Raw genomic sequence first — 23,784 nt, 5'->3', positions numbered from 1 at the left:
ATGTCTTTGCTCGATCAGTTAATCAACAACACGGTACGTCCTGACGTGCGCGCCATCGGCACCTACCATGTGCCCGACGCCAGCGGCTATGTCAAACTCGATGCGATGGAAAATCCGTATCTGCTGCCGCAGCAGCTGCGCGACGAGCTGGGCGCGCGCCTGGCCGGCGCCGTGCTGAACCGGTATCCGCCGTCGTACGCCAGCCTGAAGGCCGCCATCTGCGGCAAGCTGGGCGTGCCTGCCGGCTACGATGTTATCCTCGGCAATGGCTCCGACGAACTGATCTCGATGCTGGCGATGGCGTGTGCGAAACAGGGCGAGGCCCGGCGCGCCGTGCTGCTGGCGCCCGTGCCGGCCTTTGTCATGTATGCGCGCTCGGCGCAGCTGGCCGGTATGGATTTTGTTGGCGTGCCATTGAATGACGATTTCACGCTCGACCTGAACGCCATGCTGGCGGCCATCGAACAGCACCGGCCGGCGCTGGTATTCCTGGCCTATCCTAACAATCCGACCGGCAACTTGTTTGCGGCCGCCGATATCGAGCGCATCATTGCCGCCTTGGGCAGCACCGGCATCGCGGTGGTCGACGAAGCCTACGAGCCGTTCGCCCAGCACAGCTTCATGGGACGCCTGCCCGAGTTTCCTAATCTGGTGGTGATGCGCACCGTGTCGAAGCTGGGCCTGGCCGGCATACGCCTCGGCTATATGTCGGCGGCGCCAGCCTTGCTGGAGCAGTTCGAGAAAGTGCGCCCGCCGTACAACGTCAATATCCTCACGCAGGCGGCGGCCGAGTTCGCGCTGGACCACCTCGATGTACTCAACGCCCAGGCTGCCTTGCTGAACCACGCGCGCGATGCGCTGTCGGCCAAGCTGGCGGCGCTGCCCGGCGTGACCGTATTTCCATCGAAGGCAAATTTTCTCTTGATTCGTGTGGCGCACGCCGACGATGTTTGCGCCAAACTGCTTGCCCACCGGGTTTTAGTCAAAAATATGAGTAAAATGCATGCTGTGCTGGCCAATTGCCTGCGTGTCAGCGTCAGTACCCCCGAAGAAAACACCCTTTTTTACGATGCCTTCCAGGCATCCCTCGTTTAGCTAATCGCCAGAGTCCCTTCATGAACCGCACCGCAGACATCACGCGCAACACCAATGAGACGCAAGTTCGCGTCGTCATCAACCTTGACGGCACCGGCCAGCAGAGGCTCGATACGGGCGTGCCCTTCCTCGACCATATGCTGGACCAGATCGCCCGCCACGGCCTGATCGATCTCGATATCAAGGCCACCGGCGACGTGCATATCGACAACCACCACACGGTGGAAGACGTCGGCATCACGCTGGGCATGGCGGTGGCCAAGGCCATCGGCGACAAGAAGGGCATCCGCCGCTACGGCCACGCCTATGTGCCGCTCGACGAGGCGCTGTCGCGCGTGGTGCTCGATTTCTCGGGCCGCCCTGGCATCGAATACCATATTCCGTTTACGCGCGCGATGATCGCCGGCTTCGATGTCGACCTGACGCTGGAATTTTTCCGCGGCTTCGTCAATCACGCCGGTGTAACCTTGCATATCGACAATCTGCGCGGCACCAACGCCCACCACCAGTGCGAAACCGTGTTCAAGGCCTTTGGCCGCGCACTGCGCATGGCAGCCGAGCTTGACGAGCGCGCGGCCGGCATCATTCCGTCGACCAAGGGCAGCCTGTAAGGTCGCTTGCGTCGTCTTCGTAGATTTCAGAATGAATAAAACACATGAATAAAATTGTGGTGGTGGATTACGGCATGGGCAACCTGCGCTCGGTGGCGCAGGCGCTGCGTGCAGTGGCGCCGGAAGCGGACGTGCGCATTTCCGGCGTGGCCGCTGACATCGACAGCGCCGACCGCATCGTGCTGCCGGGCCAGGGCGCGATGCCCGACTGCATGCGCAGCCTGCGCGAATCGGGCGTGATGGAAGCGCTGCTGCGCGCGGCCGACAGCAAGCCGGTGCTGGGCGTGTGCATCGGCGAGCAGATGCTGTTTGACGGCAGCGAAGAGGGCGACGCGGCCGGGCTGGGCTTGCTGCCAGGCAAAGTCGTGCGCTTCCAGCTCGACGGCCAGCTGCAGGAAGACGGCTCGCGCTTCAAGGTACCGCAGATGGGCTGGAACCAAGTGCGGCAAACGGCGTCACATGCCTTGTGGGACGGCATCGCCGACGACGCCTATTTCTACTTTGTGCACAGCTATTTTGCTCAGCCTCAAGAGGCGGCGCACACGGTCGGCCAGACTGTCTACGGCAAGCCGTTCGCGTGCGCCGTCGCCCGTGATAATATTTTCGCGACCCAGTTCCATCCTGAAAAAAGCGCTGCCGCCGGTTTGCAGCTGTACCAGAACTTCGTTCACTGGCAACCCTGACCCTGACTGTTCTTTTCCCGGAACCTTTTGCTTCTCACTCAACTTACACCACACTGACCATGCTGCTTATTCCCGCCATCGACCTGAAAGACGGTCACTGCGTACGCCTGAAACAAGGCGATATGGAACTTGCCACCGTATTTTCCGAAGACCCGGCCGAAATGGCCCGCCATTGGCTGATGCAAGGCGCGCGGCGGCTGCATCTGGTCGACCTGAACGGCGCGTTTGCCGGCAAACCGAAGAATGAAGGCGCCGTCAAGGCGATCCTGAAAGCCGTGCAGGACTTCGCGGTGGAAAATGATATCGACGAAATCCCGGTCCAACTCGGTGGCGGCATCCGCGACCTCGACACCATCGAGCGCTACCTCGACGCCGGCATCAGCTACATCATCATCGGCACGGCGGCCGTGAAAAGCCCGGGCTTTTTGCACGATGCCTGCGGCGCTTTCCCTGGCCACATCATCGTCGGCCTCGACGCCAAGGACGGTAAAGTGGCCACCGATGGCTGGAGCAAGATGTCGGGCCACGAGGTGATCGACCTGGCGAAAAAATTCGAAGCCTATGGCGTCGAAAGCATCATTTATACCGACATCGGCCGCGACGGCATGATGGGCGGCATCAATATCGAGGCTACCGTCAAGCTGGCGCAAGCGGTGAAAATTCCCGTGATCGCCTCGGGCGGCCTGCATAACCTGGGCGACGTCGAAGCGCTGTGCGCGGTGCAGGACGAAGGCATCGAAGGCGTCATCTGCGGCCGTTCGATCTACGAAGGCACGATCGACCTGGCTTCGGCGCAATTGCGCGCCGACGAACTGAGCGGCGATATCGCGCCTGATACGGACGCCGGCAGCGAGGCATAGGGCAGCACCGCCGGGGTGCGCAAGCCCCGGTTTTCTTGTGGCGACAATCTGGATTAATCATGCTTGCAAAACGAATCATCCCCTGCCTGGACGTGACCAATGGCCGCGTCGTCAAGGGCGTCAATTTCACCGAACTGCGCGACGCCGGCGACCCGGTGGAAATCGCGCGCCGCTACGACGAGCAGGGCGCCGACGAAATCACTTTTCTCGACATCACGGCATCGAGCGACAACCGCGGCCTGATCTTCGACATCATCGAAGCGGTCGCCTCGCAAGTGTTCATTCCGCTGACCGTCGGCGGTGGCGTGCGCGTGGTCGACGATGTGCGCCGGCTGCTCAACGCGGGCGCCGACAAGGTCAGCATCAACACCTCGGCCGTGACCAATCCGCAACTGGTGTATGAAGCGTCGCAAAAACATGGCTCGCAATGCATCGTGGTGGCGATCGACGCCAAGCAGGTGTCGCCCGGCAAATGGGAGGTGTTTACCCATGGCGGGCGCAACGCCACCGGCCTCGATGCGTTCGCGTGGGCCAGAAAAATGGAAAGCCTGGGCGCCGGTGAAATCTTGCTCACCAGCATGGACCGTGACGGCACCAAGATCGGTTTCGACCTGGGCCTGACGCGCGGCGTCTCCGACGCCGTCAGCATTCCCGTGATCGCCTCGGGCGGCGTGGGCGGCTTGCAGGACCTGGCCGACGGCATCAAGCTGGGCCGCGCCGATGCGGTGCTGGCCGCCAGCATCTTCCACTATGGCCAGCATACGGTACAGGAAGCGAAGCGTTTCATGGCGCAGCAGGGCATTCCGATGCGCCTGGTTTAAGAGGACAGAGATAACATGCAGAACGGAACGATGGTCGCAAGCAATGCAAAATGGCTGAAAAAGGTCAAATGGGACGAACACGGCCTGGTGCCGGTGATCGCCCAGGAAGCGGGCAGCAACGATGTGCTGATGTTCGCCTGGATGAACCGCGACGCGCTGGCGCGCACGGTCGAACTGGGCGAAGCCGTCTACTGGAGCCGGTCGCGCAAGAAATTGTGGCACAAGGGCGAGGAATCGGGCCACACGCAAAAAGTGCTGGAAATCCGCCTCGACTGCGATGAAGACGTGGTCTTGCTGAAAATCGAGCAAACCGGCGGCATCGCCTGTCATACGGGCCGCCACTCCTGCTTCTTCCAGAAGTTCGAGGGCGACGAGAAGACCGGCGAATGGCAGATCACCGAACCGGTGCTGCAGGATCCCGTCACCATTTACCCCCAGGCGAAGAACAAATGAGCGACACCCTGAAACGCCTTGCCGCCGTGATCGAATCGCGCAAGCTGGCCAATGGCGGCGACCCTGCCACCTCCTACGTGGCGCGCCTGTTTGCCAAGGGCGACGATGCGATCCTGAAAAAAATCGGCGAGGAAGCCACCGAAACCGTGATGGCCGCCAAGGATGCGCGCCGCGACAACGACCCGTCGAAGGTCTTGTACGAGTGCGCCGATTTGTGGTTTCATTCGCTGGTCATGCTGGCCCAGTTCGACCTGACGCCGCAACAGGTGCTCGATGAACTGGCGCGCCGCGAGGGCCTGTCCGGCCTCGAGGAAAAAGCCGCGCGCAAGGACGAATTGCGCGACGCCAGCGAAGCAGGCCAACCCTGAGCAACCCTGGAGCATCCGTGGATAACTGTATTTTCTGCAAGATCGCCGCAAAACAAATTCCCGCCACCATCGTCTATGAAGATGATGACTTGCTGGCTTTCAAGGACATCAACCCGGCCGCGCCGGTGCACCTGCTGTTGATCCCGAAACGCCATGTGGCGACCCTGTCCGATTGCGACGACAGCCACACGGAAATCCTGGGCAAGCTGTTGCGCCTGGCGCCGACACTGGCGGCCGAATTCGGCTGCGCCGTCAGCATGGACGCCGACGGCGCACCGTCGGGCGGCTTCAAGACCCTGGTCAACAGCGGTCCGGACGGCGGCCAGGAGGTCTACCACCTGCATATGCACGTCTATGGCGGCCCGCGCCCCTGGCGCGGCCAGCACTGACTTTACGCAACCGGCAAGGTTCGCGTGTATACTATCCGCATTGGTTGACGCTACTCGGGCGCTGTCCCGCAAGGAGAATGTGATGGGTTCATTGAGTATTTGGCACTGGCTGATCGTGCTGGTGATCGTGATGCTGGTCTTTGGCACCAAGAAACTGGGCAATATGGGCGGCGACATCGGCAAGGCCGTCAAGGGCTTCAAGGATGGCGTCAAGGGCGACGACGACAAGCCGGCGGCAACTACCCCTCCCGTGCCGCCATCGCAAGTGGCCGACAAGAGCACGATCGACGTCGACACGAAAGAGAAAAGCAAGTTCTGATGGCGTGGCGGGGCTGACGCCTTGCCCGTTTGACGCACTTGGACGCTTATGATCGATCTCGGTCTCTCTAAAATCGCCATCATTGGCGTGGTGGCGCTGATCGTCATCGGCCCCGAAAAGCTGCCCAAGGTGGCGCGCATGGCCGGTACCCTGTATGGCCGGGCGCAGCGCTATCTGAATCAGGTGAAATCCGAGGTCACGCGCGAAATCGAGCTCGAAGAGCTGAAAAACCTGCAGAAAGAAGTGCAGGAGGCTGCCCATTCGGTCAAGCAGAGCGTGGAGCAATCCATGCATGGCGTGGAAAACTCGATTTCCGGCAACCTGGCCGAGGTGGAAAACGCCTGGCGCGGCGATACCTCGGTGTACGCGGCGCAGGACCACGACGGCCATGACGCGCACGAAGCGATGCTGCGCGCCACCCAGGACGACCTGGCGCGCAAGGCGCGCGAGTTCCGCCGCAAGAAACTGGTGCGCAATTCCGCCATTCCCGGCTGGTACAAGCAGCGCCATGGCGGCAAGCAGCACGTGCAGTCGGCCGCGGCCCGCGTGGCGCGCTTCAGGCCGCGCAGCGCTTCCTCCCCCTCGTCTTTTTACTCATGAGTAGCAAATCGCCAGTGGAAGACACTTTTATCTCGCACCTGGTCGAGTTGCGCGACCGCCTGGTCAAGGCCTCGATCGGCATCGCCGTGGTCTGCGCCGTGCTGTTCTATTGGCCCGGCCCCGCCCAGATCTACGATTTTATTGCCGCACCGATGATCGCTTCGCTGCCGGTCGGTTCGAAAATGATCGCCACCGGCGTCATTTCGCCGTTCCTGGTGCCGATGAAGGTCACCCTGGTGATCTCCATCATTCTGGCCCTGCCGTGGGTGCTGTACCAGATGTGGGCATTTATCGCTCCCGGTTTGTATACGCATGAAAAGCGGCTGATCGCGCCATTGGTCATCTCGTCGTCGCTGCTGTTCATGGCCGGCGTGGCGTTTTGTTATTTCTTCGTGTTTGGCCGCGTGTTTCACTTCATCAGCAACTTTTCACCGTCGTCGATCGCGGTCACGCCCGATATTGAAAACTATCTCGATTTCGTCATGTCGATGTGCCTGGCGTTCGGCGCCACCTTCGAAGTGCCGGTGGTGGTGGTGATCCTGGTGCGCATGGGCCTGGTCAGCATCGCCAAGCTCAAGGAAGTGCGCCCCTACGTCATCGTTGGCGCTTTTGTGATCGCCGCCATCGTCACGCCGCCCGACATCGTCAGCCAGTTCGCATTGGCCGTGCCGATGTGCTTGCTGTTCGAACTGGGCCTGCTGGTCGCGCCGATGTTTGTGCGGGCCACCCAGGCGCCGGAAGAAGCGTCCTAGACGTTTTGCTGCGCACCATGCAAAAAGCCGCTGTCTTCCTCGGAAGCAGCGGCTTTTTTGATCCCCGCAGCCGGCGCTACTGCAGCACCAGCCGGCTCAGTATGCCCACGCTCAGCAGGATCAAGGTGCCCATCATCCAGTAAAGATGCCTGATATCGGCGCCATGGCGCAAGTCCATGCGTTCGAGGCGGGCATCGAGGCCTTGCTGCGCGATGCTGGCCCGGCTATCGATCCGCTGTTCCCAAGCCTCGAAGCGGGCGTTGCTTTTCTGTTCCCATGCTTCGAAACGGGCATTGATTCTCTGCTCCGATGCATCGAAGCGGGCATTGATCTTTTGCTCGGATGCATCGAAACGCGCATCGATTTTCTGTTCAAGCTGTTTCAGCTCCTGCCGCACGAGCTTGATTTCGCCCAGCACATTGCGTTCGACGGCCGCCAGTTCGCCGTGCACGACGACAGCGCTGCCCAGCACATCGCCAAGCGCCGCCGCATGGGCTTCGGCTTGCTCGGTGGGGACGCCGGACGAGGCGAGACGCCTGGCGTAGTCGAGGGTATCGAACTGGATCGGCATATGCATCATCGCTCCTTGATTCCAGCCTAGCAGAAAAATTGGCAAATGCCAGCGGACGAAGCGCCGTGGCAGTTGTCGGTCAGCGTACGCTTTTGGCGGGGCGCTGGTTTGTGGCAGCGCAAGCCAAAAAAAGCGCCCTCAGAGGGTAATGCCGTTCAGTTAAGTTGTCCGACGCATGTCAATGCGTAAGGCTTACCAACGTAAATGGCGGGCCGGAGACGCGAGCCTGAGAAAATGCCGATGGCGGCGTTGCAGCTCCTCGCCGTACTAGCGTACTGTCTTCGTCGCTGCGCCTTGCCCTCGACATTTTTCAGGCTCGCTTGGCCCGGTCGGCCTGTGCGGGAGACTGGGTTTTTAATCCGTTTTGCAGGTTTGCCGGGAGCGTAGGGACACTCACTGAACGGCATTAGCCCTCAACGTGCGCCTTCGTGCCTGCCGCCAAGGACTGCCTTACTGCATCAGTTCCCTGATCACTTTCACCGGCGCGCTGCCATAGCTGAGGAATTGCTCATGGAAATCCTTCAGCACGAAGCGGCTGCCCAGTGCCTGCTTGCGCTCTTCGCGCAGATCCATGATTTCGCTGTAGCCGCTGAAATAGCTGGTCAGTTGCACCGAGCTCAGCTGCACGCGACGCCATTTTTCCGTCGCTTCGCGCCTGGTCTGGAAGGCCTGGCGCGTCAGCAGGTCAAGCGCCTGCGCCTCGGTCATGCCCAGCACGTGCACGCTGTAATCGAGGATGGTGTTGGTGACGCTGCGCAAGTTCCACTTCGAATACATCAGCCACATTTCCGCTTCATTGTTGCCGTAACCGGACTCGAGCATCATGCGCTCGCCATACACGGCCCAGCCTTCGATCATGGCGCCGTTGCCGAAGATCGACTTGACCAGCGACGGCGATTTGTTGGCATAGACCAGCTGTGTGTAATGGCCGGGAATCGCTTCGTGGATATTGAGGATCTGCAAAATCCAGTGGTTGTATTCGCGCAAGCTGCTTTCCGCCTGTTCCGGCGTTTCGCCGTCGAGCGGCGTCACGTTGTAATACGTGCGGTCCTGCGGACGGTAGGGGCCGGGCGCTTCGATGCTGGCGCCGGCCACGCCGCGCTGGTAGGGCGGCGTTTCACGCACCACCAGCGGCTTTTGCGGGTCCATCGTCAGCAGGTTGTGGCTGGTGACCCATTCCTGCAGCTGCGGGATCTGGCGCCGGATTTCCGGCACGAAATCGGCGGGCGCCACATGGTTGCTCGACAGCTTGTCGATCACCATGCCGATCTTTTCGTTGCGGTCCTGCGGCTTGGCGGCGTTGCCCATGGTCTTGCTCCACAGCTCGTCGGACAGGCTGTTCATGTGATCGAGCAGCTTTTCGCGCGCCGCCAGGGCCTTCTGGTACATCTGTTCGGCACTGACGCTGGCCTGGATATCGTAATTGAACTTCTGCTCGTACAGTTCCTTGCCGATGCGGAAGGAGCGCGCACCGCTCTGCGCCAGCGCGGCATCCTGCTCCGTCAGCCAGGCGGCATAGCCTTGCACGGCCGTGCGGGCCGCCGTGACGCGCGCGTGGTACAGCTGCTTTTCGGTCGGCGTCAGGATCGAGGCCTGGGCCGCCTTGTTCAGGTCGTCGAGCACGGTCAGCACGCCGGCGCTCTGGGCGATCGCCAGCTGCGTGTGTTCGCGCGTCGGGTTGACGATGCTGGCGCGCGCGGCCACATAGTACTGCGGCACGGTGGCGATGCGCTTGAGCAGGGTGCGCAGGCGCTGCGGCTGTGAGGCGTATTCCGTGTTGAGGATGAAGTCGATCGAGCTGGCCACGTTGTACATGGCGGGATTCCACTCGAATTCGCGGAAGGTGGTCAAATACCAGCGGTCCGATTGCAGCTTGTTGGTCAGCAGGGCCAGGTCGGTGCGCTGTTTGTCCGACATTTTGCTGCCGTCGAGCTTGCCGAATTTGTCCAGCCATTCGTTGATAAAAGCCAGCTGGCGCTGGCGGTTGGCCGCGTCGGGAATGGTCAGGTTGGCGGCGCCATCGTATTTGCCGGCGGAAATCGCGCTTTCCGGGTCGAGCTGCCACAGCTTGTTCAAAAACTGGCCGCTCAGGTAGTTCATGGTGCGGTCGCGGCTGTTTTCACCGGCAATCGCGGCCGCTGCGGCCGCCGTGGCGGTGGCGCCGACGACAGCTTTTTTGGCGACCGCAGACTTGCTGGCCTTGCCATTTTTCTGCGGCTTTTTGGCGGCGCTGGCCGGCGACAGCGTGAAGGCCATCAGCAACGCTGCGAGCGCAACTTTATTTCTTGTCATCATAAATATTCTCTTGATTATTTGGTTATTTGTGTCTATCAGTAAATATTAAACTGATAGTGCCGGTACCAAACAACGATTGCACAGTCTTGCTGTGCTTGCCGTAGCGGCCCAAAGATTAGCATCAATCGGCGGCGTTGCGCCAGCTTTACGCGACGATCCCGGGCTCAGACGACGACGGCGCGGCTGTCGAGCAGCTCCCGCAGGCGGATATGGATGGTGTCGACGGCATGCTTGCCGCGCGCCATGCCGCTGGCATGGATCACCGTCTGCCCGGTGCTGCGCATACTGATGCGCACCGTGTACGAGCGGAACAGCCAGCTCCAGAAAGTGGTTTCATGGCTGGCCTGGCCCAGGTCGCGCCATGGCACACCCGTCAGCTTCTTCTTCCATGGCAAGATACCGGAAGCGAGCCAGACGCCGGCCTCGTCGTAATACAGCTGATAGCTGCGGATGGTCAGCAGGCGGTAGCCGACGATCAGGGCCGAGCCGGCCAGCACGATCAAGGCGGCGCGCGTGTTGTACTTGAAGGCCAGCGGCAGGGCGGCAAAGAACAGCAGCACGGCGATGAAAAACGTTCCCGTGTAGGCGGTCCAGGATTTGCCGCACAAAAAGACGGCGCGCGGGCCGTTGCTGTCGGGTAGGGCGAGAGGATCGGTCATGGGCGCGGTCGTCAAACAGGGAAAAAGCATCATCGCATGGAATCTGGCGCGTCGTTCGCACCAGTCCTATTTTTTCATGCCCTCCTGCAGCATGCCCAGCATGTCATTGGCCGACATGCGCGCGGCCGCATCGCTGCCTTCCAATAAACTGTCTGCCAGGTCGCGCTTGTGCTGGTGCAATTCGACGATGCCTTCCTCGATCGTGTGCTTCGCCACCAGCCGGTAAATCGTCACGGGGCGCAGCTGGCCCATGCGGTGGGCGCGGTCCGAGGCCTGGTCTTCCACGGCCGGATTCCACCACGGATCCATGTGGATCACGTAGTCGGCCGCCGTCAGGTTGATGCCCATGCCGCCCGCTTTCAGGCTGATCAGGAACACCTCGCCGTCGCCAGCCTGGAAGGCGTCGACCCGGCGCTTGCGTTCCTGCATGGGCGTGCTGCCGTCGAGATACTGGTACTGCACGCCATGCTGCTCCAGGTGCTGGCGGATCAGGGTCAGGTGGTCGACGAACTGGCTGAACACCAGCACCTTGTGGCGGTTTTCCAGCAGGCCCGACAGCAATTCGGCAAATGCCGCCAGCTTGCTGCTGGCCAGGCCCAGCTCGGGCGCCACCAGCTGCGGATTGCAGCAGGCGCGGCGCAGTTTCATGATCTCGGCCAGGATCTGGATGGCTTTTTTCGAGGCCGGCCCTTCCACCATCGCCAGTTTTTCCAGCGCTGCGCGGCGCAAGGACTCGTACAGCGCGGTTTCCTGCGGCGACAGCTGCACTTCCAGCACGATCTCCGTGCGCGGCGGCAATTCGGACAGGACCTGCGTCTTGGTGCGGCGCAAGATGAACGGCGCGATCAGGCGCTTGAGCCGCAGGCGGGCGCCGGCGGCGGCACGCTTGTCCTGATCTTTCTCGATCGGACCGGCAAAGCGCAGGTTGAACTGGTCCAGCGTGCCCAGCAAACCGGGATTGATGAAGCGGAACAGATTCCACAATTCACCGAGATGGTTTTCCAGCGGCGTGCCGCTGGCCACCATGCGAAAATCTCCCTGCAGCGCCATCACGGCCTGCGAGCGCTTGGTGGCGCCGTTCTTGATCGCCTGCGCTTCATCGAGCACGATGGTATGCCAGTGCACGCCGGCAAACAGCGCCGCTTCCTGCTGCAGCAGGCCGTAGCTGGCCACCACCAGGTCGAATGGCTGCAGCTGGTCGAGCATGTCGATGCGGTCGCCGCTGCCGAACAGTTTCAGCTTCAAGGTCGGCGCGAAGCGCTGCGCTTCGGACAGCCAGTTCATGCATACCGAGGTGGGCGCCACCACCAGGGTCGGGCCATTGGGCGCGCGCGACAGGATCAGCGCCAGCGCCTGTAACGTTTTGCCGAGACCCATGTCGTCGGCCAGGCAGGCGCCCACGCCCCAGTTGGCCAGGCGCGCCAGCCACTCGAAGCCGGCCAGCTGGTAGTCGCGCAGGTCGGCCTGCAAGGTGGTCGGCAGTTGCGGCGCGTAGTCGTCGAGCGCGCGCAGGCGCAGCAGGTGCTCGCGCCACAGTTTGTCGGCGTTCACGCCACCGGCGTCGAGCGCCAGCTCTTCGAGCGCAAACGCGGCCAGCGGATGGATGTGCACGCCATCTTCATGCACCTGGCCGTAGGCGGCCAGTTCCGACAGGCGGCGGTGCAATTCGTCGCTGAGCGCCAGAAACTGGTTGTCGCCGAGCGCCACGAAGCGGCTCTTGTTGTTCTGCATCAGGTCGAGCAGCGCGCGCAGGTCCATCACCTTGTCTTCGTCGATCCGCACTTCGCCGCTGGCGGCAAACCAGTCTTTTTCACTTTTGATCTTGAGCCGCATCTGGCCGCTGTCGATGCGTTTCGAGACGCGCATCGATTCGCCTTCGGGCCAGGCCAGCACGATGCCTGCGGGATCGAGTTGCTGCAGTTCCACCAGCAATTGCAGGGACAGCGATGGCTGGCCCAGCAGCCATTCGCCATGCTCTTCCTCGGCCTGTTCCAGCACCAGGCACTGTTTGACCAGCTGGCGCTGCGCTTCGCGTTCGGCGTTCAGGTCGCGCCGCGCCTGCACCGCGCGCCCGGACACATCGGCAAACACGCTTTCGGCGCCGCTGCCGGGGACGTAATAGGCGCCGCTGTCGAGCAGCGGGCGCACCAGGATCTGCATCTTGAGGCCCTGGCTGTAGGGCAGCAGGTGGATATGCAGGCGCGGGTCGGCCGTGATCACTTCGGCGTCCGCCACGCCGCCGCCGATGTCCGATTGCACCGTGACGATCGACGAGATGGCGGCTATCGCCTGCAGCACCTGTTTTTCCGCATGCAGCGGCACCGACAGCCCCAGGCCGACGATGGCGGCGATGCGCCGGTGCTCGTCCTGGATATGCACCACGCGCAATCGGGTCGGGGTTTCCTTCAGCACCACCACCTCGACCGCCTCTTCGGGCAGGGGCGGCTGCAGGCCCAGCCATAGCTGGCCATCATGCGACTTGATCAGCAGCTCCGGCGCGCCGGCCAGCAGCTCCACGCGCGTGTCGGGCGCGTCGAGCCAGAACACCAGCGGATGGCCCACCAGCAGCAGGGCCGCCTTGTCGGGCACGATTTCATGCCGCGGCGCCGACGAATAATATTGCTTGAAAGGCAGGATGCTGGCTGCCGCGCGCACGTCGTGCGGCGACAGGAATTCGAGCTCATGCGCGTCTTCGGCCAGGCGTTTCAGGCTCATGGCGCGGCCCTTGGTCCAGCCGCCGCGCGCATCGCGCTTCTGCTCGCGCACCTCCACCGCCGTCAGGCCGTAACGAGGGTCGAACGCCACCAGCCACACCAGCCGCGAGGCACTTCCCGGCGCCTCGCTGGCGCTGCCCTGCTGCAGGTTGATCAGCGCGCTCAGCTGGCGCTGCCACGCTTCCTGGCGCTCGAACCACGGCGCCATGTCCGTCAGGCCATGCTGCGCCCGTTTCGCCGTGGCGAGGCGTTCCATGGCCGGATCGCCGAGCAAGCCCAGCACGCCGGCCGCCTGCGCGGCGATCAGCTCGTAGCCGGCCGCATCGGCCTGGCCGATGAGCGCCTCCAGCTGCGGCTTGCGCTCGGCCAGTTGCGGCAGCGACAGCCAGTAGTACAGCAGGCCCTGGAACAGCTGCGCCTGCAAGGCGGTTTCCCAGTGGCGCGTTTGTACCAGTTCGGCCTGCATCACGCCGGCGCGCACCAGGCGCAGCATATGCAGCTGCTGGTACACGGCGCTGTCATGGTTGGGTTGCACATGCACGGCGATATCGAGATAGGTCTCGGCAGTTTTGAGATGTTTGGCGTCGCCGCTTTTCAGCAGCGCCAGCATGTACAGATGGCCGCCGATGCCCGCAAACAGCTGCTTGCGCTTGCCCGTTTCCTTGCGCAGCGCTTTCAGGGCCGCTTCGAAACCGGCCAGCGCCCGCGGGTGTTCGCCGCGCAGCACGGCGATGGTGCTGTCGATATACGTCGTTTGCGCGCCTTCCTGGCCAGCCAGGTACGCGGCCGCCTGCGCCAGTTCGCCGCACAGGATGGCGTCTTCGGACAGCGCCAGCGGCAGGGCGGGCGCGATCCAGTCGCCGGCCGCCGTCTGCGCCGCGAAGTGCGCGCGCGCATAGCTGCGGATGGCCGGCGCCGTGGCGGGTTCGCGCGGCGCGTTGGCCAGCAGCACGGCCAGGATCTCGTCCTGCAACTGCGGCACGATGTACGGCAGCATTGCCGGCTCGAACGGCCGGCCGCAAATCTCGATCAGCGGATGCAGCTGCTGCGCCTCGTAGCAGGCCATGCAGGCGGCCAGCAAGGAGGCTACCTGGCCGCGCTCGTCATTGCGCAGCAGCGCGATGCGCAGGCGCGCCACGCCTTGCCGGTAGCTGCGCAATTCCACATAGCCGTTCCAGTTGCGGCGCACCGGGTTGATGGTTTCGATGGCGTGGCACAGGTCGCGAAAATGCAGGTGTTCGATCGCCTCGCGCATGGCCGGCCAGCGCAGTTTCGCTTCGCAGGCAAAGCCGCGCCCGACCACCTCGCTGATCAGTGCCTGGCGCGCCAACTTCTGCAGCATGCTGGTGACGCCCATCTGCTTGAATGGTGCGCCATCGGCATCGACCACGTTGGCGCGCTGCAAATGTTCATAGGTGGCCTGTTTGCCCACCGGCTCGCCGACGATGGCCAGCAAGGCCAGAATCATTTTTTCAGGTAGCGACAGGGCGTCGAATTGTTCAAGCAACTCAAGCAAATGCGGATCGGTCATGCGGGTTTTCGGATTGGTTATCAATAAAAATCAGGCGGGCAGATTGTCGATCCGCACCGGCGCCTCGCCTTGCTGCGTGGCCAGCCGGAAGACACGCTGGTAAAAGTACAGTTCCGCGTCCAGGGTGCGGATAATGTTTTCGGCCTTGCGGAAACCATGGCCTTCGCCCTCCAGGGGCACATACGCCACCGGCACGCCACTGGCCTTCAAGGCGTCGACCATCAGCTGCGACTGCTGCGGCGGCACCACCTTGTCGTCGAGGCCCTGGAAGAAAATCATCGGCCGCGACAGTTTATCGGTGTGGTGGATCGGCGAACGGGCCCGGTACAGCGCTTCGGCCTTGGGTTGCGAGGCGATCAGGTAGTCATTGTAGTGCGATTCGAACTTGTGCGAATCGAGGTCCAGCCCTTTCAGGTCGGATACGCCATAGTAGCTGGCGCCGGCCTTGAACACATCGTGGAACGTCAGCGCGCAGAGGGTGGTCAGGCCGCCGGCGCTGCCGCCGCGAATGATCAGGCGTTCGCCGTCGGCCAGGCCCTGTTCGACCAGGTAGCGCGCGCCGGCGATGCAGTCTTCCACGTCGACAATGCCCCACTGGCCGCGCAGCGCGTCGCGGTAGGCACGGCCAAAGCCGCTGCTGCCGCCATAGTTGACGTCGAGCACGCCGATGCCGCGGCTGGTCCAGTACTGCGTCGCCAGTTTCAGGGTATTGCTGGCCATGCTGGTCGGACCGCCATGGCTGATCACGATCACCGGCGGCAGCGTACCCTGCGGCGCCTGCGCGTCGCCATTGACCGGTGGATAGAAAAACGCGTGCGCCGTGCGTCCGCCGCTCGAGGCGTAGCGGATGCTGTGCGGCACCGACAAATAATCGAGGGCGGGCAGGTCGGTGATCGATTGCGCCAGCACTTCCAGCTCATTGTTCGACAGGTCGATGCGCGCCAGTTCCAGCGCGATGGTGGGGCTGCCGCCCAGCAAGGCCACATAGCCGGGGCCGACGCGCATTTCGCGGATTTCCTGGTAGGGATGCGGCAAGGCTTCCAGTTTGGCCGCGCCCACCGTCAACCGGCCCAGGTGGCTCACGCCCTGCACGATATACGAGCAGATCAGTTCATTATCGGACACAAAACCGTACAGGCTGCCGCCAAAGGTCCAGTGCGGCGTGGCAAATTCGGCTTCCATCGGGCACAGCGCGTCGACCTTGCCGCCGTGCAAGCGGTACAGATTCCACCAGCCGCTGCGGTCCGACACGAAGTGCAAGACGCCGGCGGGCGACCATTCCGGCTGGCAGATCGATTCGCTGGCGCTGCCGGCCACCAGGCGCGGCGTACCCAGGCTGCCGTCGGCTTGTACGTCGGCCAGCCACAGTTCGGTGCCCTGCCACGGCAGGCGCGGATGGTCCCAGGTAAGCCAGGCCAGCTGCCGGCCGTCCGGCGACAAACGCGGCGCGGCATAAAAATCGTGGCCCTGCGCCAGCACCGTTTCGGTACCGTCAAAACCGACCGCCGCCAGGGTGTTGTCGGGATGGGCATGGCCTTGCGCCGGATGCTGTTCGCGCACCGTGATCAGGCGCGCGCGGGCTTTGTCGACCACGAAGTCGGCATAACGCGCATGGCTGCCGGTACTGAACGCTTCGGCCACGCCATCGTCCTGGACGCGATACAGGCGGTTATCTAAAAAATGCGAAAAATACACGTCGTTGCCATCGACGGCATACGCGCCGCCGCCATATTCATGCACGCGGGTGCGCAGATTGAACGGGGCGGGCGTGACATCGTCGGTGCGCGCGCCGCGCTGGCGCAGCAGGGTATTGCGGCCCGCTTCGCTGGCCCTTCCCGCCAGCCAGTAGAGATCGCCGCCATCGGCGCCACCGGTGGCCAGCTGCGTCAGCGGCGAGGCGCCGGCTGCGACGATGGCGGCGCTGATCGGCGAAGGCCAGGCGCCGTAGGGGATCACAGGGGCGGTGGTGGTCGATGTCATGCGGAACTCCGTTCGGTGGATAGGGTGGCGGGCGCCAGGCGTGCATCATCATAAAGGAAGGCGCCAAGCTGCGCCAAATGCTGCAAACCGTTACCGGAATCAATGAGCTGGCGCCGATTGGATGCGATAATACCGCTTCCCCCAAGCTAGATTGCCTGCCATGCCACAATTTGCTCCGCTCCAGAACGACACCTTTTTGCGCGCCCTGCTGCGCCAGCCGACCGAGCACACACCTGTGTGGCTGATGCGCCAGGCCGGCCGCTACCTGCCCGAATATCGCGCCACGCGCGAGCGGGCTGGCTCCTTCCTGGGCCTGGCGAAAAATCCCGATTACGCCACCGAAGTGACCTTGCAGCCCCTGGCGCGCTTCCCGCTGGACGCGGCGATTCTGTTTTCCGATATTTTGACGGTGCCCGACGCGATGGGCCTGGGCCTGTATTTCGCCGATGGCGAAGGACCGAAATTCGAGCGTCCGCTGCGCACCGAGCAGGACGTGATGGCCTTGCAGGTACCGGACCTGGAATCGCTCGACTACGTCTTCAAGGCCGTCACGCAGATCCGCACGGAACTCCATGGCCGCGTGCCGCTGATCGGTTTTTCCGGCAGCCCGTGGACCCTGGCTTGCTATATGGTGGAAGGCGGCGGCTCGAAAGAGTTCCATACCATCAAGAAGATGCTGTACAACCGTCCCGAGCTGATGCACCACATCCTGGCCATCAACGCCACCTCGGTGGCGCAATACCTGAACGCGCAGATCGATGCCGGCGCGCAAGCGGTGATGATTTTCGATTCCTGGGGCGGTGCGCTGGCCGACGGCGCCTACCAGGAATTCTCGCTGGACTACATGCGGCAGGTGGTGGCGCAGTTGAAACGCGACAAGGATGGCGTCAAGATTCCCGCCATCGTATTTACCAAGGGCGGTGGCCAGTGGATCGAGCAGATCGCCGATATCGGCGCCGACGCCGTTGGCCTGGACTGGACCGTCAACCTTGAGCGTGCGCGCCAGCTGGTCGGCCATAAGGTCGGTCTGCAGGGCAACCTGGACCCGGCCATCCTGTTCGCCAGCCCGGACCAGATCCGCGCCGAAGTGGCCAAGGTGCTGGGCGCCTTTGGCGCGCCGTCCGAGGGCACGGGCCATGTGTTCAACCTCGGTCATGGTATTTCCCAGTTCACGCCGCCCGAGTCGGTGGCGGCCATGGTGGACGCCGTGCACAGTCAGAGCCGCGCGCTGCGCGCCGGCCAGTAAACAGCGTCCGCCGGCGTGCGTCGCCAGCGTTTCAGAGGCAGGTTTTCCACAGGAAGCCTGCCTTTTCTTTTACGCTACGGCAGCATAAAAACCGACTTATGCACATTTTTTTTTGCTGCGGAAATAACAGGCAGTAAAAAAATCATGCCCGGGAATGTATTGCAAGCCTTTGATTTAAAACGAATAAATATTCAGTTTTAAACACCGTCCTGGCGTATTTGCCAAGCTTGTTCTTGTTTGGCGGACCCTTGTTCCTTCATTGTCCACAAAGTTATCAACAGATTCTGTGGATAAAAATGAAAAGCATTTTGTTAACCGGGACTTAGCAGCGATGTGCAGGTTTTACCTGAGATGCATGCTGCGGTGCAGGATGCCGTACCCAGTTTCAGCTTGCCATCGGGTGCGCCAGTCAGTTGCGCCCGGCGGTGAAATACTGTGCACCGGGTTTGCATAAAATGCTTTGATGCATATCATGGCTGCCGCTTTTAATGCCGAGAAACAAGACCTGCAATGGCTCAGTTATGCACAGCTGCCGAGTTAAGCCTGCAGTTTTGCCTCTCCTGAGCGAGGTTTTGCAAACCACTGATTTTAAACGGATAATTTATTTGACGCGCGCTCTTGACGGTGATTGGCATTCTATGCAATGCGAATTTTGAAAGTTAATTTTTCTTTGTCCACAAAGTTATCCACAGAATTATCTTCAGGCTTGCCCTGTTTTGCAGGCCAGACCAAGTATCATGGCCGGCTGTGCGCCCGCCGCATTGTTATCAACCTGGAATAGACCACACCGATGGCGCAGTGCATCCTGAAAATCGCGCTCGATACCCCGCTCAACGCCCTGTTCGACTATCGCTGGCGCAGCGACGACGCGCCGCTGCCGCAGATCGGCCAGCTGGCGCTGGTGCCGTTTGGCCGGCGCGAAGTGATGGGCCTGATCGTGGGCGTGGCCGGCAGTACCGACGTGCCCGATGCGAAAATGAAAGATGTGCTGGCCGTGCGCAGCCAGCTGGCGCCCTTGTCCGGGCAATGGCTGGCGCTGGCCGCGTTTGCCGCCGACTACTACCAGCGTCCGCTCGGTGAAGTGGCGCTGCCGGGGCTGCCGAAAAACCTGCGTGTGCTGACCACGGTGGCGCTCGACCGCGCCATCAAGAAGCTGGCCAAGCTGAACGATGCGCATGACGGTTCGCCGCTGAACATGCCGCCGCTTAACCCAGCCCAGCAGGAGGCGGCCGATGCCATCGGTGGCGCGCAGGGCTTCAAGCCGACCCTGCTGTACGGCGTGACGGGCAGCGGCAAGACCGAGGTCTATCTGCAGGCCTGCGCCCAGGTGCTGGCGCGCGAGGAGGCGGCGCAGATTCTGATCCTGGTACCGGAAATCAACCTTACCCCTCAGCTCGAAGGCAATATCCGCGCGCGCTTTCCCGGCGTGATGCTGGCCACCTTGCACAGCAGCCTGTCCGAAGGCGAGCGCATGCTGCACTGGCTGGCGGCCCACCAGGGCCAGGCGCGCATCGTGCTGGGCACGCGGCTGGCCATCCTGGCGTCCTTGCCGCAGTTAAAACTGATCGTGATCGACGAGGAGCACGATCCTTCCTACAAGCAGCAGGAAGGCCTGCGCTATTCGGCGCGCGACCTGGCCGTCTGGCGTGCCTGGCAGCTGCAGATCCCCATCGTGCTTGGTTCGGCCACGCCCTCGCTGGAGAGCTGGCACCACGCGCAGACAGGCCGCTACCGCAAACTGGAACTGCGCGAGCGGGCCGTCAGGAACGCCGTCCTGCCGCGTGTCAAACTGCTCGACATGGAGCGCGACAAGCCGAAGGACGGCCTGACTTCGCATCTGGTGGCGGCGTTAAAGCTGCGCATGGAGCGCGGCGAGCAGTCGCTGCTGTTTTTGAACCGGCGCGGCTATTCGCCGGTGATCTGCTGCGAATCGTGCGGCTGGATCAGCAACTGCACCCGCTGCACCTCGTTCATGGTGCTGCACAAGCCCGAGCACCGGCTGCGCTGCCACCATTGCAGCCTGGAATTGCGCATCCCGCGCCATTGTCCCACCTGCGGCAATGTCGATCTGCAACCGCTGGGACGCGGCACGCAGCGCGTGGAAGAGGGTCTGCAGCAGTTGTTTCCCGAGGCGCGTATTTTGCGGATCGACGCCGACTCCACCCGCAAGAAGGGCAGTGCGCAGGAAGCGTTCGACACCGTGCACCGCGGTGAAGTCGACATCCTGATCGGCACGCAGATGGTGGCCAAGGGCCATGATTTCAAAAAGCTGACCCTGGTCGGCATTTTGAATCCCGATACCGCCCTGTTTTCGCAGGACTACCGCGCCAGCGAACGCCTGTTCGCGCAGCTGATGCAGGTGGCGGGCCGGGCCGGGCGCGCCGCGCAGACCGAGGGCGGCAGCGTCTCCGAGGTGCTGATCCAGACCCGCTACGCGCGCCATCCGCTGTATGACGCGGTGGTCAACCATGATTACGACCATTTCGCCACCACCTTGCTCGAAGAGCGGGCCCAGGCGGCGCTGCCGCCGTATCTGTTCCAGGCGCTGCTGCGCGCCGAAGCGCCGGAACTGGCAACCGCCATCGAATTCCTGCAGGCGGCCAGGGATTGCATGGCGCATCCGGCCATTACCATCAACGATCCGATTCCGATGAGCATGACACGCGTCTACAACGTCGACCGCGCCCAGCTGCTGCTCGAATCGTCGTCGCGCCCGGCGCTGCAGGCCTTCCTCAAGGAATGGCTGGCCCAGCTGCGCGCCATGAAGACGCGTGTGAAATGGTCGCTGGAAGTCGACCCGCTCGATATCTGATCAACTCAGCCAGGCGCGCGCCGAGCGCACCACCTGTTCCGACAGCAGCTTGGTAAACGGCGTATCGAGGCTCCAGGCATGCCAGTGCAGCGGCAGCGCCAGGGTGCGCCCCGGCAGCAGGTCGACCAGGCGCTCGGTGGCCAGATACTGCGCCGCCAGGCGTTGCGGCAGCAGGCCATAAGCGAGGCCATCGAGAACGCAGGCGCGGCGCGCCGCCTCCACCGGCAGGCGGTGGTGCGGAAACGGCGAGCGCATGTTTAATTGTTCCGCCAGGAAGCGCGCCAGCAGGCTGTACTGACCCACCACGGCCGGCGCCAGCTGCGCCGCTGCCGCGCTGAAGCCGTCGCCAAACCAGTGGCCGGCAAACACCGGCGTGGCCACGCAGACGTAATGCAGGCTGCCCAGTGGCGTCACGCTGGCGGCGGGCGCATCGCTGCCCGTATCACTGGCCACGCAGCCGAATACCGTGCCGTCGCGCACCAGCTGCAGGGCGGCATCGCTGTCGGCCAGGCGCACGTCGAGCTGGCAGCGCGGCGGCGACAACAGTGGCGCCAGGGCATCGGGAAACCAGGTGGCCAGGCTGTCGCCGTCGATGGCGATGGCCAGCTCGGGCATGCTGGCGGTATTGCCCAGGTCGATATCGAGCGACGCTTCCATCAGTTTGACGTGGCGGTGGTGCGTGATCAGGCGCTGGCCCAGGCCGGTGGGCACGGCCGGCTGGCCACGGATGATCAACAAGCGTCCGCTGGCGTCTTCCAGCGCCTTGATGCGCTGCGAGACGGCCGACTGGCTGATGCCCAGCGCCATGGCGGCCTTTTCGAAGCTGCCATGGCTGACGACGGCGTCAAGCACGGCCAGCGCGCGATAATCGAGTGATCCCATTAGCTGTACTTATATATTTGAAAAAGAATTAGTCATACTAATACACGAGTGCCGCCCGGTAAAACCTTTTTCCATGCCAACAGAGTAGTATGCATCTTCATCGAATGACTTCTGTGGCGGCAATAATGAACAACGATATCAAGACGATCCAGGTGGACGTGGCCGTGATTGGCAGCGGCACGGCCGGCCTGACGGCGCACAAGGCGGCGCGCCAGCACGGCAAGCGCGTGCTGATGATGGAAAGCGGCCCCTATGGCACCACCTGCGCGCGCGTGGGCTGCATGCCCAGCAAACTGCTGATTGCCGCCGCCGAGGCGGCGCATGCGGTCACGGCCGCGCCCGCGTTCGGCGTGCATGCGGGGCCGCTGCGCATCGACGGCCAGCAGGTCATGGCGCGCGTTCGAAGCGAGCGCGACCGTTTTGTCGGTTTCGTGCTTGAAGGCGTCGATGCGATTCCTGCCGAAGAAAAACTGCGCGGCCACGTGCGTTTTATCGCGCCCGGCAAGCTGCAGGTCGATGAACACACCATCGTCGAAGCGGCCAGCGTGGTGATCGCCACCGGCTCTTCGCCCATCGTGCCGCCCGAATGGCAAGCCGCCGGCGAGCGCGTGATCACCAGCGATGCCGTGTTTGCCTGGACCGACCTGCCGCGCTCGCTCGCGGTGGTGGGCGCCGGCGTGATTGGCCTGGAACTGGGCCAGGCACTGGCGCGCCTCGGTGTGCGCGTGACCCTGTTTGCGCGCGGCGCCAAGGTGGCGCAGCTGACCGATCCGCTGGTGCTGGCCGAAGCGGGCAAGGTATTGGCCGGCGAATTCGATATCCGCTTCCAGACCAGCGTGGCGCACCTGGCGAAAACGGACGATGGCACCGGCGTATTGCTGACCAGCCGCGACGGCGAAGGCCAGGAAAAAACCGAGCAGTTCGAGTACGTGCTGGCGGCCATCGGCCGCAGCCCGAATGTGAAGGGCATTGGCCTGGAAACGGCGCAGATCGAACTCGACCGCCACGGCGTGCCGCTGTATGACAAGCACACCATGCAATGCGGCAAGAGCGCGATCTTTATCGCCGGCGACGCCAGCGACGAACTGCCGCTGCTGCCGGAGGCCGCCGACCAGGGCCGTATCGCCGGCGACAACGCGGCGCGCTTTCCCGAGGTGCTGCCGGGCCTGCGCCGCACGCCGCTGGGCGTGGCGTTTACGGAGCCGCAGATCGCCACCGTCGGCGCCACCTACCAGCAACTGTGCATCAGCCATGCGGGCCGCTTCGCGGTCGGCGCCGTGTCATTCGGCAACCAGGGCCGCAGCCGGGTAATGCTGCAAAACAAGGGGATGCTGCGCGTCTATGCCGAGTTCGGCAGCCAGCGTTTCCTCGGTGCCGAAATGATCGCTCCGCGCGCCGAACACCTGGGCCATTTGCTGGCCTGGGCTTGCCAGGCGCAACTGACCGTGCACGCCATGCTCGACATGCCGTTCTACCATCCCGTCATCGAAGAGGGCGTGCGCACGGCCTTGCGCGAACTGGCGCTGCACCTGCAAAAAGGCCCGGTCGATGTGCCGGACTGCGCCGACTGCACGCCCGGCGCGTAACTTAATTCAGAAGGCCGGCGTCCAGGCGTCCCTCGGCCGCCAGCTCGCGCAGCACGCGGATGGTGTCGATATCGGACTCCTGGTAGGCCGAGCGGCGGAAGTCGTCGTACATGGCGTTGGCCGCATCGGTGGCCGCGTCATGGCCGTCGTCGTACTGGAAGCGCACCCACAGGCTGTGTTCGTCCGGCATTTCGATGGTCATCACCAGCGAGGAGGCGCTGATATCCTTTTGCGCCGCCACTGCATAGCGCACCTGCAGTTGCGGCAGCAGCACGACCTTGTCTTCGATCACCAGCTCGCCATAGCGCAGGCGGCGTGAAAAACCGCTGTCGCTGCGTTCGCTGATCTGGCACTCGTCCAGGTGCGGCACGAACAGCTTGGGCGACTCGGCGCGCAGCACCAGGCCGCGCCAGACCTGCTCGACCGACAAGGTATCGATCAGCGGGTTGAGGGGATCGTTGATTTCAATCAGATGTTCAAATTTCATGGGACGGCCATTCGAGAGGTTGGGGCGCAAGGGCGGGCGTTATCGCTGGAATCATAGCCGGAATGGTACT

21 protein-coding genes are annotated in these 23,784 nt (G+C 63.0%); 14 read left to right on the top strand and 7 right to left on the bottom strand.

All coding sequences use genetic code 11. The annotated features are described in order from the left end of the window. From hisC to tatC, 11 genes are all read left to right on the top strand, one after another. Positions 1-1,095, top strand: a complete 1,095-nt coding sequence (hisC, locus tag ASR47_RS04530; protein WP_065306568.1) for a histidinol-phosphate transaminase — start codon at positions 1-3, stop codon at positions 1,093-1,095. Positions 1,096-1,115: 20 nt separating this feature from the next. Next, entirely contained in the window at positions 1,116-1,706 is a 591-nt protein-coding gene (gene hisB / locus ASR47_RS04525; RefSeq protein ID WP_065306567.1) for an imidazoleglycerol-phosphate dehydratase HisB, read from the top strand. 44 nt (positions 1,707-1,750) lie between these two features. Beyond that, positions 1,751-2,389 carry an imidazole glycerol phosphate synthase subunit HisH gene (hisH, locus tag ASR47_RS04520; RefSeq protein ID WP_082988743.1) on the top strand — a complete coding sequence of 213 codons (639 nt, stop codon included), beginning with the start codon at positions 1,751-1,753 and terminating at the stop codon, positions 2,387-2,389. Positions 2,390-2,448: 59 nt separating this feature from the next. Then, positions 2,449-3,249, top strand: coding sequence for a 1-(5-phosphoribosyl)-5-[(5-phosphoribosylamino)methylideneamino]imidazole-4-carboxamide isomerase (gene hisA, locus ASR47_RS04515; RefSeq protein WP_065306566.1), 801 nt, complete (start codon positions 2,449-2,451; stop codon positions 3,247-3,249). Between the two features lie 59 nt (positions 3,250-3,308). Beyond that, the gene (hisF, locus tag ASR47_RS04510; RefSeq protein WP_065306565.1) at positions 3,309-4,070 is read left to right on the top strand and encodes an imidazole glycerol phosphate synthase subunit HisF; all 762 of its coding nucleotides are present in this window, start codon (positions 3,309-3,311) and stop codon (positions 4,068-4,070) included. 30 nt (positions 4,071-4,100) lie between these two features. Next, positions 4,101-4,523, top strand: a complete 423-nt coding sequence (hisI, locus tag ASR47_RS04505) for a phosphoribosyl-AMP cyclohydrolase (protein WP_065306564.1) — start codon at positions 4,101-4,103, stop codon at positions 4,521-4,523. Continuing rightward, positions 4,520-4,891, top strand: coding sequence for a phosphoribosyl-ATP diphosphatase (locus tag ASR47_RS04500; protein ID WP_065306563.1), 372 nt, complete (start codon positions 4,520-4,522; stop codon positions 4,889-4,891). The genes hisI and ASR47_RS04500 overlap by 4 nt, the downstream gene beginning before the upstream one ends. A 17-nt stretch (positions 4,892-4,908) precedes the next feature. Further along, the gene (locus tag ASR47_RS04495) at positions 4,909-5,280 is read left to right on the top strand and encodes a histidine triad nucleotide-binding protein (RefSeq protein ID WP_065306562.1); all 372 of its coding nucleotides are present in this window, start codon (positions 4,909-4,911) and stop codon (positions 5,278-5,280) included. An 82-nt stretch (positions 5,281-5,362) separates the two neighbouring features. Then, positions 5,363-5,599 carry a Sec-independent protein translocase subunit TatA gene (gene tatA / locus ASR47_RS04490; protein WP_065306561.1) on the top strand — a complete coding sequence of 79 codons (237 nt, stop codon included), beginning with the start codon at positions 5,363-5,365 and terminating at the stop codon, positions 5,597-5,599. 48 nt (positions 5,600-5,647) lie between these two features. After that, positions 5,648-6,199: a Sec-independent protein translocase protein TatB gene (gene tatB / locus ASR47_RS04485; protein ID WP_065306560.1), complete on the top strand. Its 552-nt coding sequence runs from the start codon at positions 5,648-5,650 to the stop codon at positions 6,197-6,199. Beyond that, the gene (tatC, locus tag ASR47_RS04480; protein WP_065306559.1) at positions 6,196-6,951 is read left to right on the top strand and encodes a twin-arginine translocase subunit TatC; all 756 of its coding nucleotides are present in this window, start codon (positions 6,196-6,198) and stop codon (positions 6,949-6,951) included. The genes tatB and tatC overlap by 4 nt, the downstream gene beginning before the upstream one ends. Before the next feature lie 76 nt (positions 6,952-7,027). Here tatC and ASR47_RS04475 read toward each other — a convergent pair whose 3' ends face one another. The 5 genes from ASR47_RS04475 to ASR47_RS04455 all read right to left on the bottom strand — a co-directional run bounded on the left by ASR47_RS04475 (position 7,028) and on the right by ASR47_RS04455 (position 16,701). Then, complete coding sequence (locus tag ASR47_RS04475; RefSeq protein ID WP_065306558.1) at positions 7,028-7,531, bottom strand: hypothetical protein; 504 nt, start codon at positions 7,529-7,531, stop codon at positions 7,028-7,030. Between the two features lie 441 nt (positions 7,532-7,972). After that, the gene (locus ASR47_RS04470) at positions 7,973-9,814 is read right to left on the bottom strand and encodes a DUF885 domain-containing protein (protein ID WP_065306601.1); all 1,842 of its coding nucleotides are present in this window, start codon (positions 9,812-9,814) and stop codon (positions 7,973-7,975) included. A gap of 167 nt (positions 9,815-9,981) precedes the next feature. After that, positions 9,982-10,476: a hypothetical protein gene (locus ASR47_RS04465; RefSeq protein WP_065306557.1), complete on the bottom strand. Its 495-nt coding sequence runs from the start codon at positions 10,474-10,476 to the stop codon at positions 9,982-9,984. 66 nt (positions 10,477-10,542) lie between these two features. Continuing rightward, the gene (locus tag ASR47_RS04460) at positions 10,543-14,721 is read right to left on the bottom strand and encodes a DEAD/DEAH box helicase (RefSeq protein WP_065306556.1); all 4,179 of its coding nucleotides are present in this window, start codon (positions 14,719-14,721) and stop codon (positions 10,543-10,545) included. A gap of 30 nt (positions 14,722-14,751) precedes the next feature. Further along, a complete protein-coding gene (locus ASR47_RS04455) occupies positions 14,752-16,701 on the bottom strand; it encodes a dipeptidyl-peptidase 5 (RefSeq protein WP_065306555.1) in 1,950 nt (649 codons plus the stop codon). Between the two features lie 160 nt (positions 16,702-16,861). Between ASR47_RS04455 and hemE the strand changes: the two genes are divergently transcribed. Both hemE and ASR47_RS04445 read left to right on the top strand, forming a co-directional pair. Further along, positions 16,862-17,947: a uroporphyrinogen decarboxylase gene (gene hemE / locus ASR47_RS04450; RefSeq protein WP_065306554.1), complete on the top strand. Its 1,086-nt coding sequence runs from the start codon at positions 16,862-16,864 to the stop codon at positions 17,945-17,947. A gap of 790 nt (positions 17,948-18,737) precedes the next feature. Further along, on the top strand, positions 18,738-20,759 hold the full coding sequence (locus ASR47_RS04445) for a primosomal protein N' (protein WP_065306553.1): 2,022 nt from the start codon (positions 18,738-18,740) through the stop codon (positions 20,757-20,759). Here the strand turns inward: ASR47_RS04445 and ASR47_RS04440 are convergent, their stop codons facing one another. After that, positions 20,760-21,641: an ArgP/LysG family DNA-binding transcriptional regulator gene (locus ASR47_RS04440; protein WP_065306552.1), complete on the bottom strand. Its 882-nt coding sequence runs from the start codon at positions 21,639-21,641 to the stop codon at positions 20,760-20,762. Positions 21,642-21,766: 125 nt separating this feature from the next. On the opposite strand from ASR47_RS04440, the gene ASR47_RS04435 reads away from it, so the two are divergent. Next, positions 21,767-23,227, top strand: coding sequence for a dihydrolipoyl dehydrogenase (locus ASR47_RS04435; RefSeq protein ID WP_082988742.1), 1,461 nt, complete (start codon positions 21,767-21,769; stop codon positions 23,225-23,227). Position 23,228: 1 nt separating this feature from the next. Here ASR47_RS04435 and ASR47_RS04430 read toward each other — a convergent pair whose 3' ends face one another. Beyond that, positions 23,229-23,714, bottom strand: a complete 486-nt coding sequence (locus ASR47_RS04430) for an SRPBCC family protein (protein WP_065306551.1) — start codon at positions 23,712-23,714, stop codon at positions 23,229-23,231. Between the last annotated feature and the right edge of the window lie 70 nt (positions 23,715-23,784).

The sequence above is a fragment of the Janthinobacterium psychrotolerans genome, from assembly GCF_001677885.1.
GTDB lineage: Bacteria > Pseudomonadota > Gammaproteobacteria > Burkholderiales > Burkholderiaceae_D > Janthinobacterium > Janthinobacterium psychrotolerans.
This window is presented reverse-complemented; position numbering and strand designations above follow the sequence as displayed.

Bases quoted from the DNA above. Each gene is read 5' to 3' on its own strand.
- ASR47_RS04460 (WP_065306556.1), bottom strand. From the start codon at position 14,721: ATGACCGATCCGCATTTGCTTGAGTTGCTTGAACAATTCGACGCCCTG.
- ASR47_RS04455 (WP_065306555.1), bottom strand. From the start codon at position 16,701: ATGACATCGACCACCACCGCCCCTGTGATCCCCTACGGCGCCTGGCCT.
- hisA (WP_065306566.1), top strand. From the start codon at position 2,449: ATGCTGCTTATTCCCGCCATCGACCTGAAAGACGGTCACTGCGTACGC.
- hisC (WP_065306568.1), top strand. From the start codon at position 1: ATGTCTTTGCTCGATCAGTTAATCAACAACACGGTACGTCCTGACGTG.
- hemE (WP_065306554.1), top strand. From the start codon at position 16,862: ATGCCACAATTTGCTCCGCTCCAGAACGACACCTTTTTGCGCGCCCTG.
- ASR47_RS04430 (WP_065306551.1), bottom strand. From the start codon at position 23,714: ATGAAATTTGAACATCTGATTGAAATCAACGATCCCCTCAACCCGCTG.
- tatA (WP_065306561.1), top strand. From the start codon at position 5,363: ATGGGTTCATTGAGTATTTGGCACTGGCTGATCGTGCTGGTGATCGTG.
- hisI (WP_065306564.1), top strand. From the start codon at position 4,101: ATGGTCGCAAGCAATGCAAAATGGCTGAAAAAGGTCAAATGGGACGAA.
- ASR47_RS04435 (WP_082988742.1), top strand. From the start codon at position 21,767: ATGAACAACGATATCAAGACGATCCAGGTGGACGTGGCCGTGATTGGC.
- ASR47_RS04440 (WP_065306552.1), bottom strand. From the start codon at position 21,641: ATGGGATCACTCGATTATCGCGCGCTGGCCGTGCTTGACGCCGTCGTC.
- tatB (WP_065306560.1), top strand. From the start codon at position 5,648: ATGATCGATCTCGGTCTCTCTAAAATCGCCATCATTGGCGTGGTGGCG.
- tatC (WP_065306559.1), top strand. From the start codon at position 6,196: ATGAGTAGCAAATCGCCAGTGGAAGACACTTTTATCTCGCACCTGGTC.
- ASR47_RS04475 (WP_065306558.1), bottom strand. From the start codon at position 7,531: ATGATGCATATGCCGATCCAGTTCGATACCCTCGACTACGCCAGGCGT.
- ASR47_RS04500 (WP_065306563.1), top strand. From the start codon at position 4,520: ATGAGCGACACCCTGAAACGCCTTGCCGCCGTGATCGAATCGCGCAAG.
- hisB (WP_065306567.1), top strand. From the start codon at position 1,116: ATGAACCGCACCGCAGACATCACGCGCAACACCAATGAGACGCAAGTT.
- ASR47_RS04445 (WP_065306553.1), top strand. From the start codon at position 18,738: ATGGCGCAGTGCATCCTGAAAATCGCGCTCGATACCCCGCTCAACGCC.
- hisH (WP_082988743.1), top strand. From the start codon at position 1,751: ATGAATAAAATTGTGGTGGTGGATTACGGCATGGGCAACCTGCGCTCG.
- ASR47_RS04470 (WP_065306601.1), bottom strand. From the start codon at position 9,814: ATGACAAGAAATAAAGTTGCGCTCGCAGCGTTGCTGATGGCCTTCACG.
- ASR47_RS04465 (WP_065306557.1), bottom strand. From the start codon at position 10,476: ATGACCGATCCTCTCGCCCTACCCGACAGCAACGGCCCGCGCGCCGTC.
- hisF (WP_065306565.1), top strand. From the start codon at position 3,309: ATGCTTGCAAAACGAATCATCCCCTGCCTGGACGTGACCAATGGCCGC.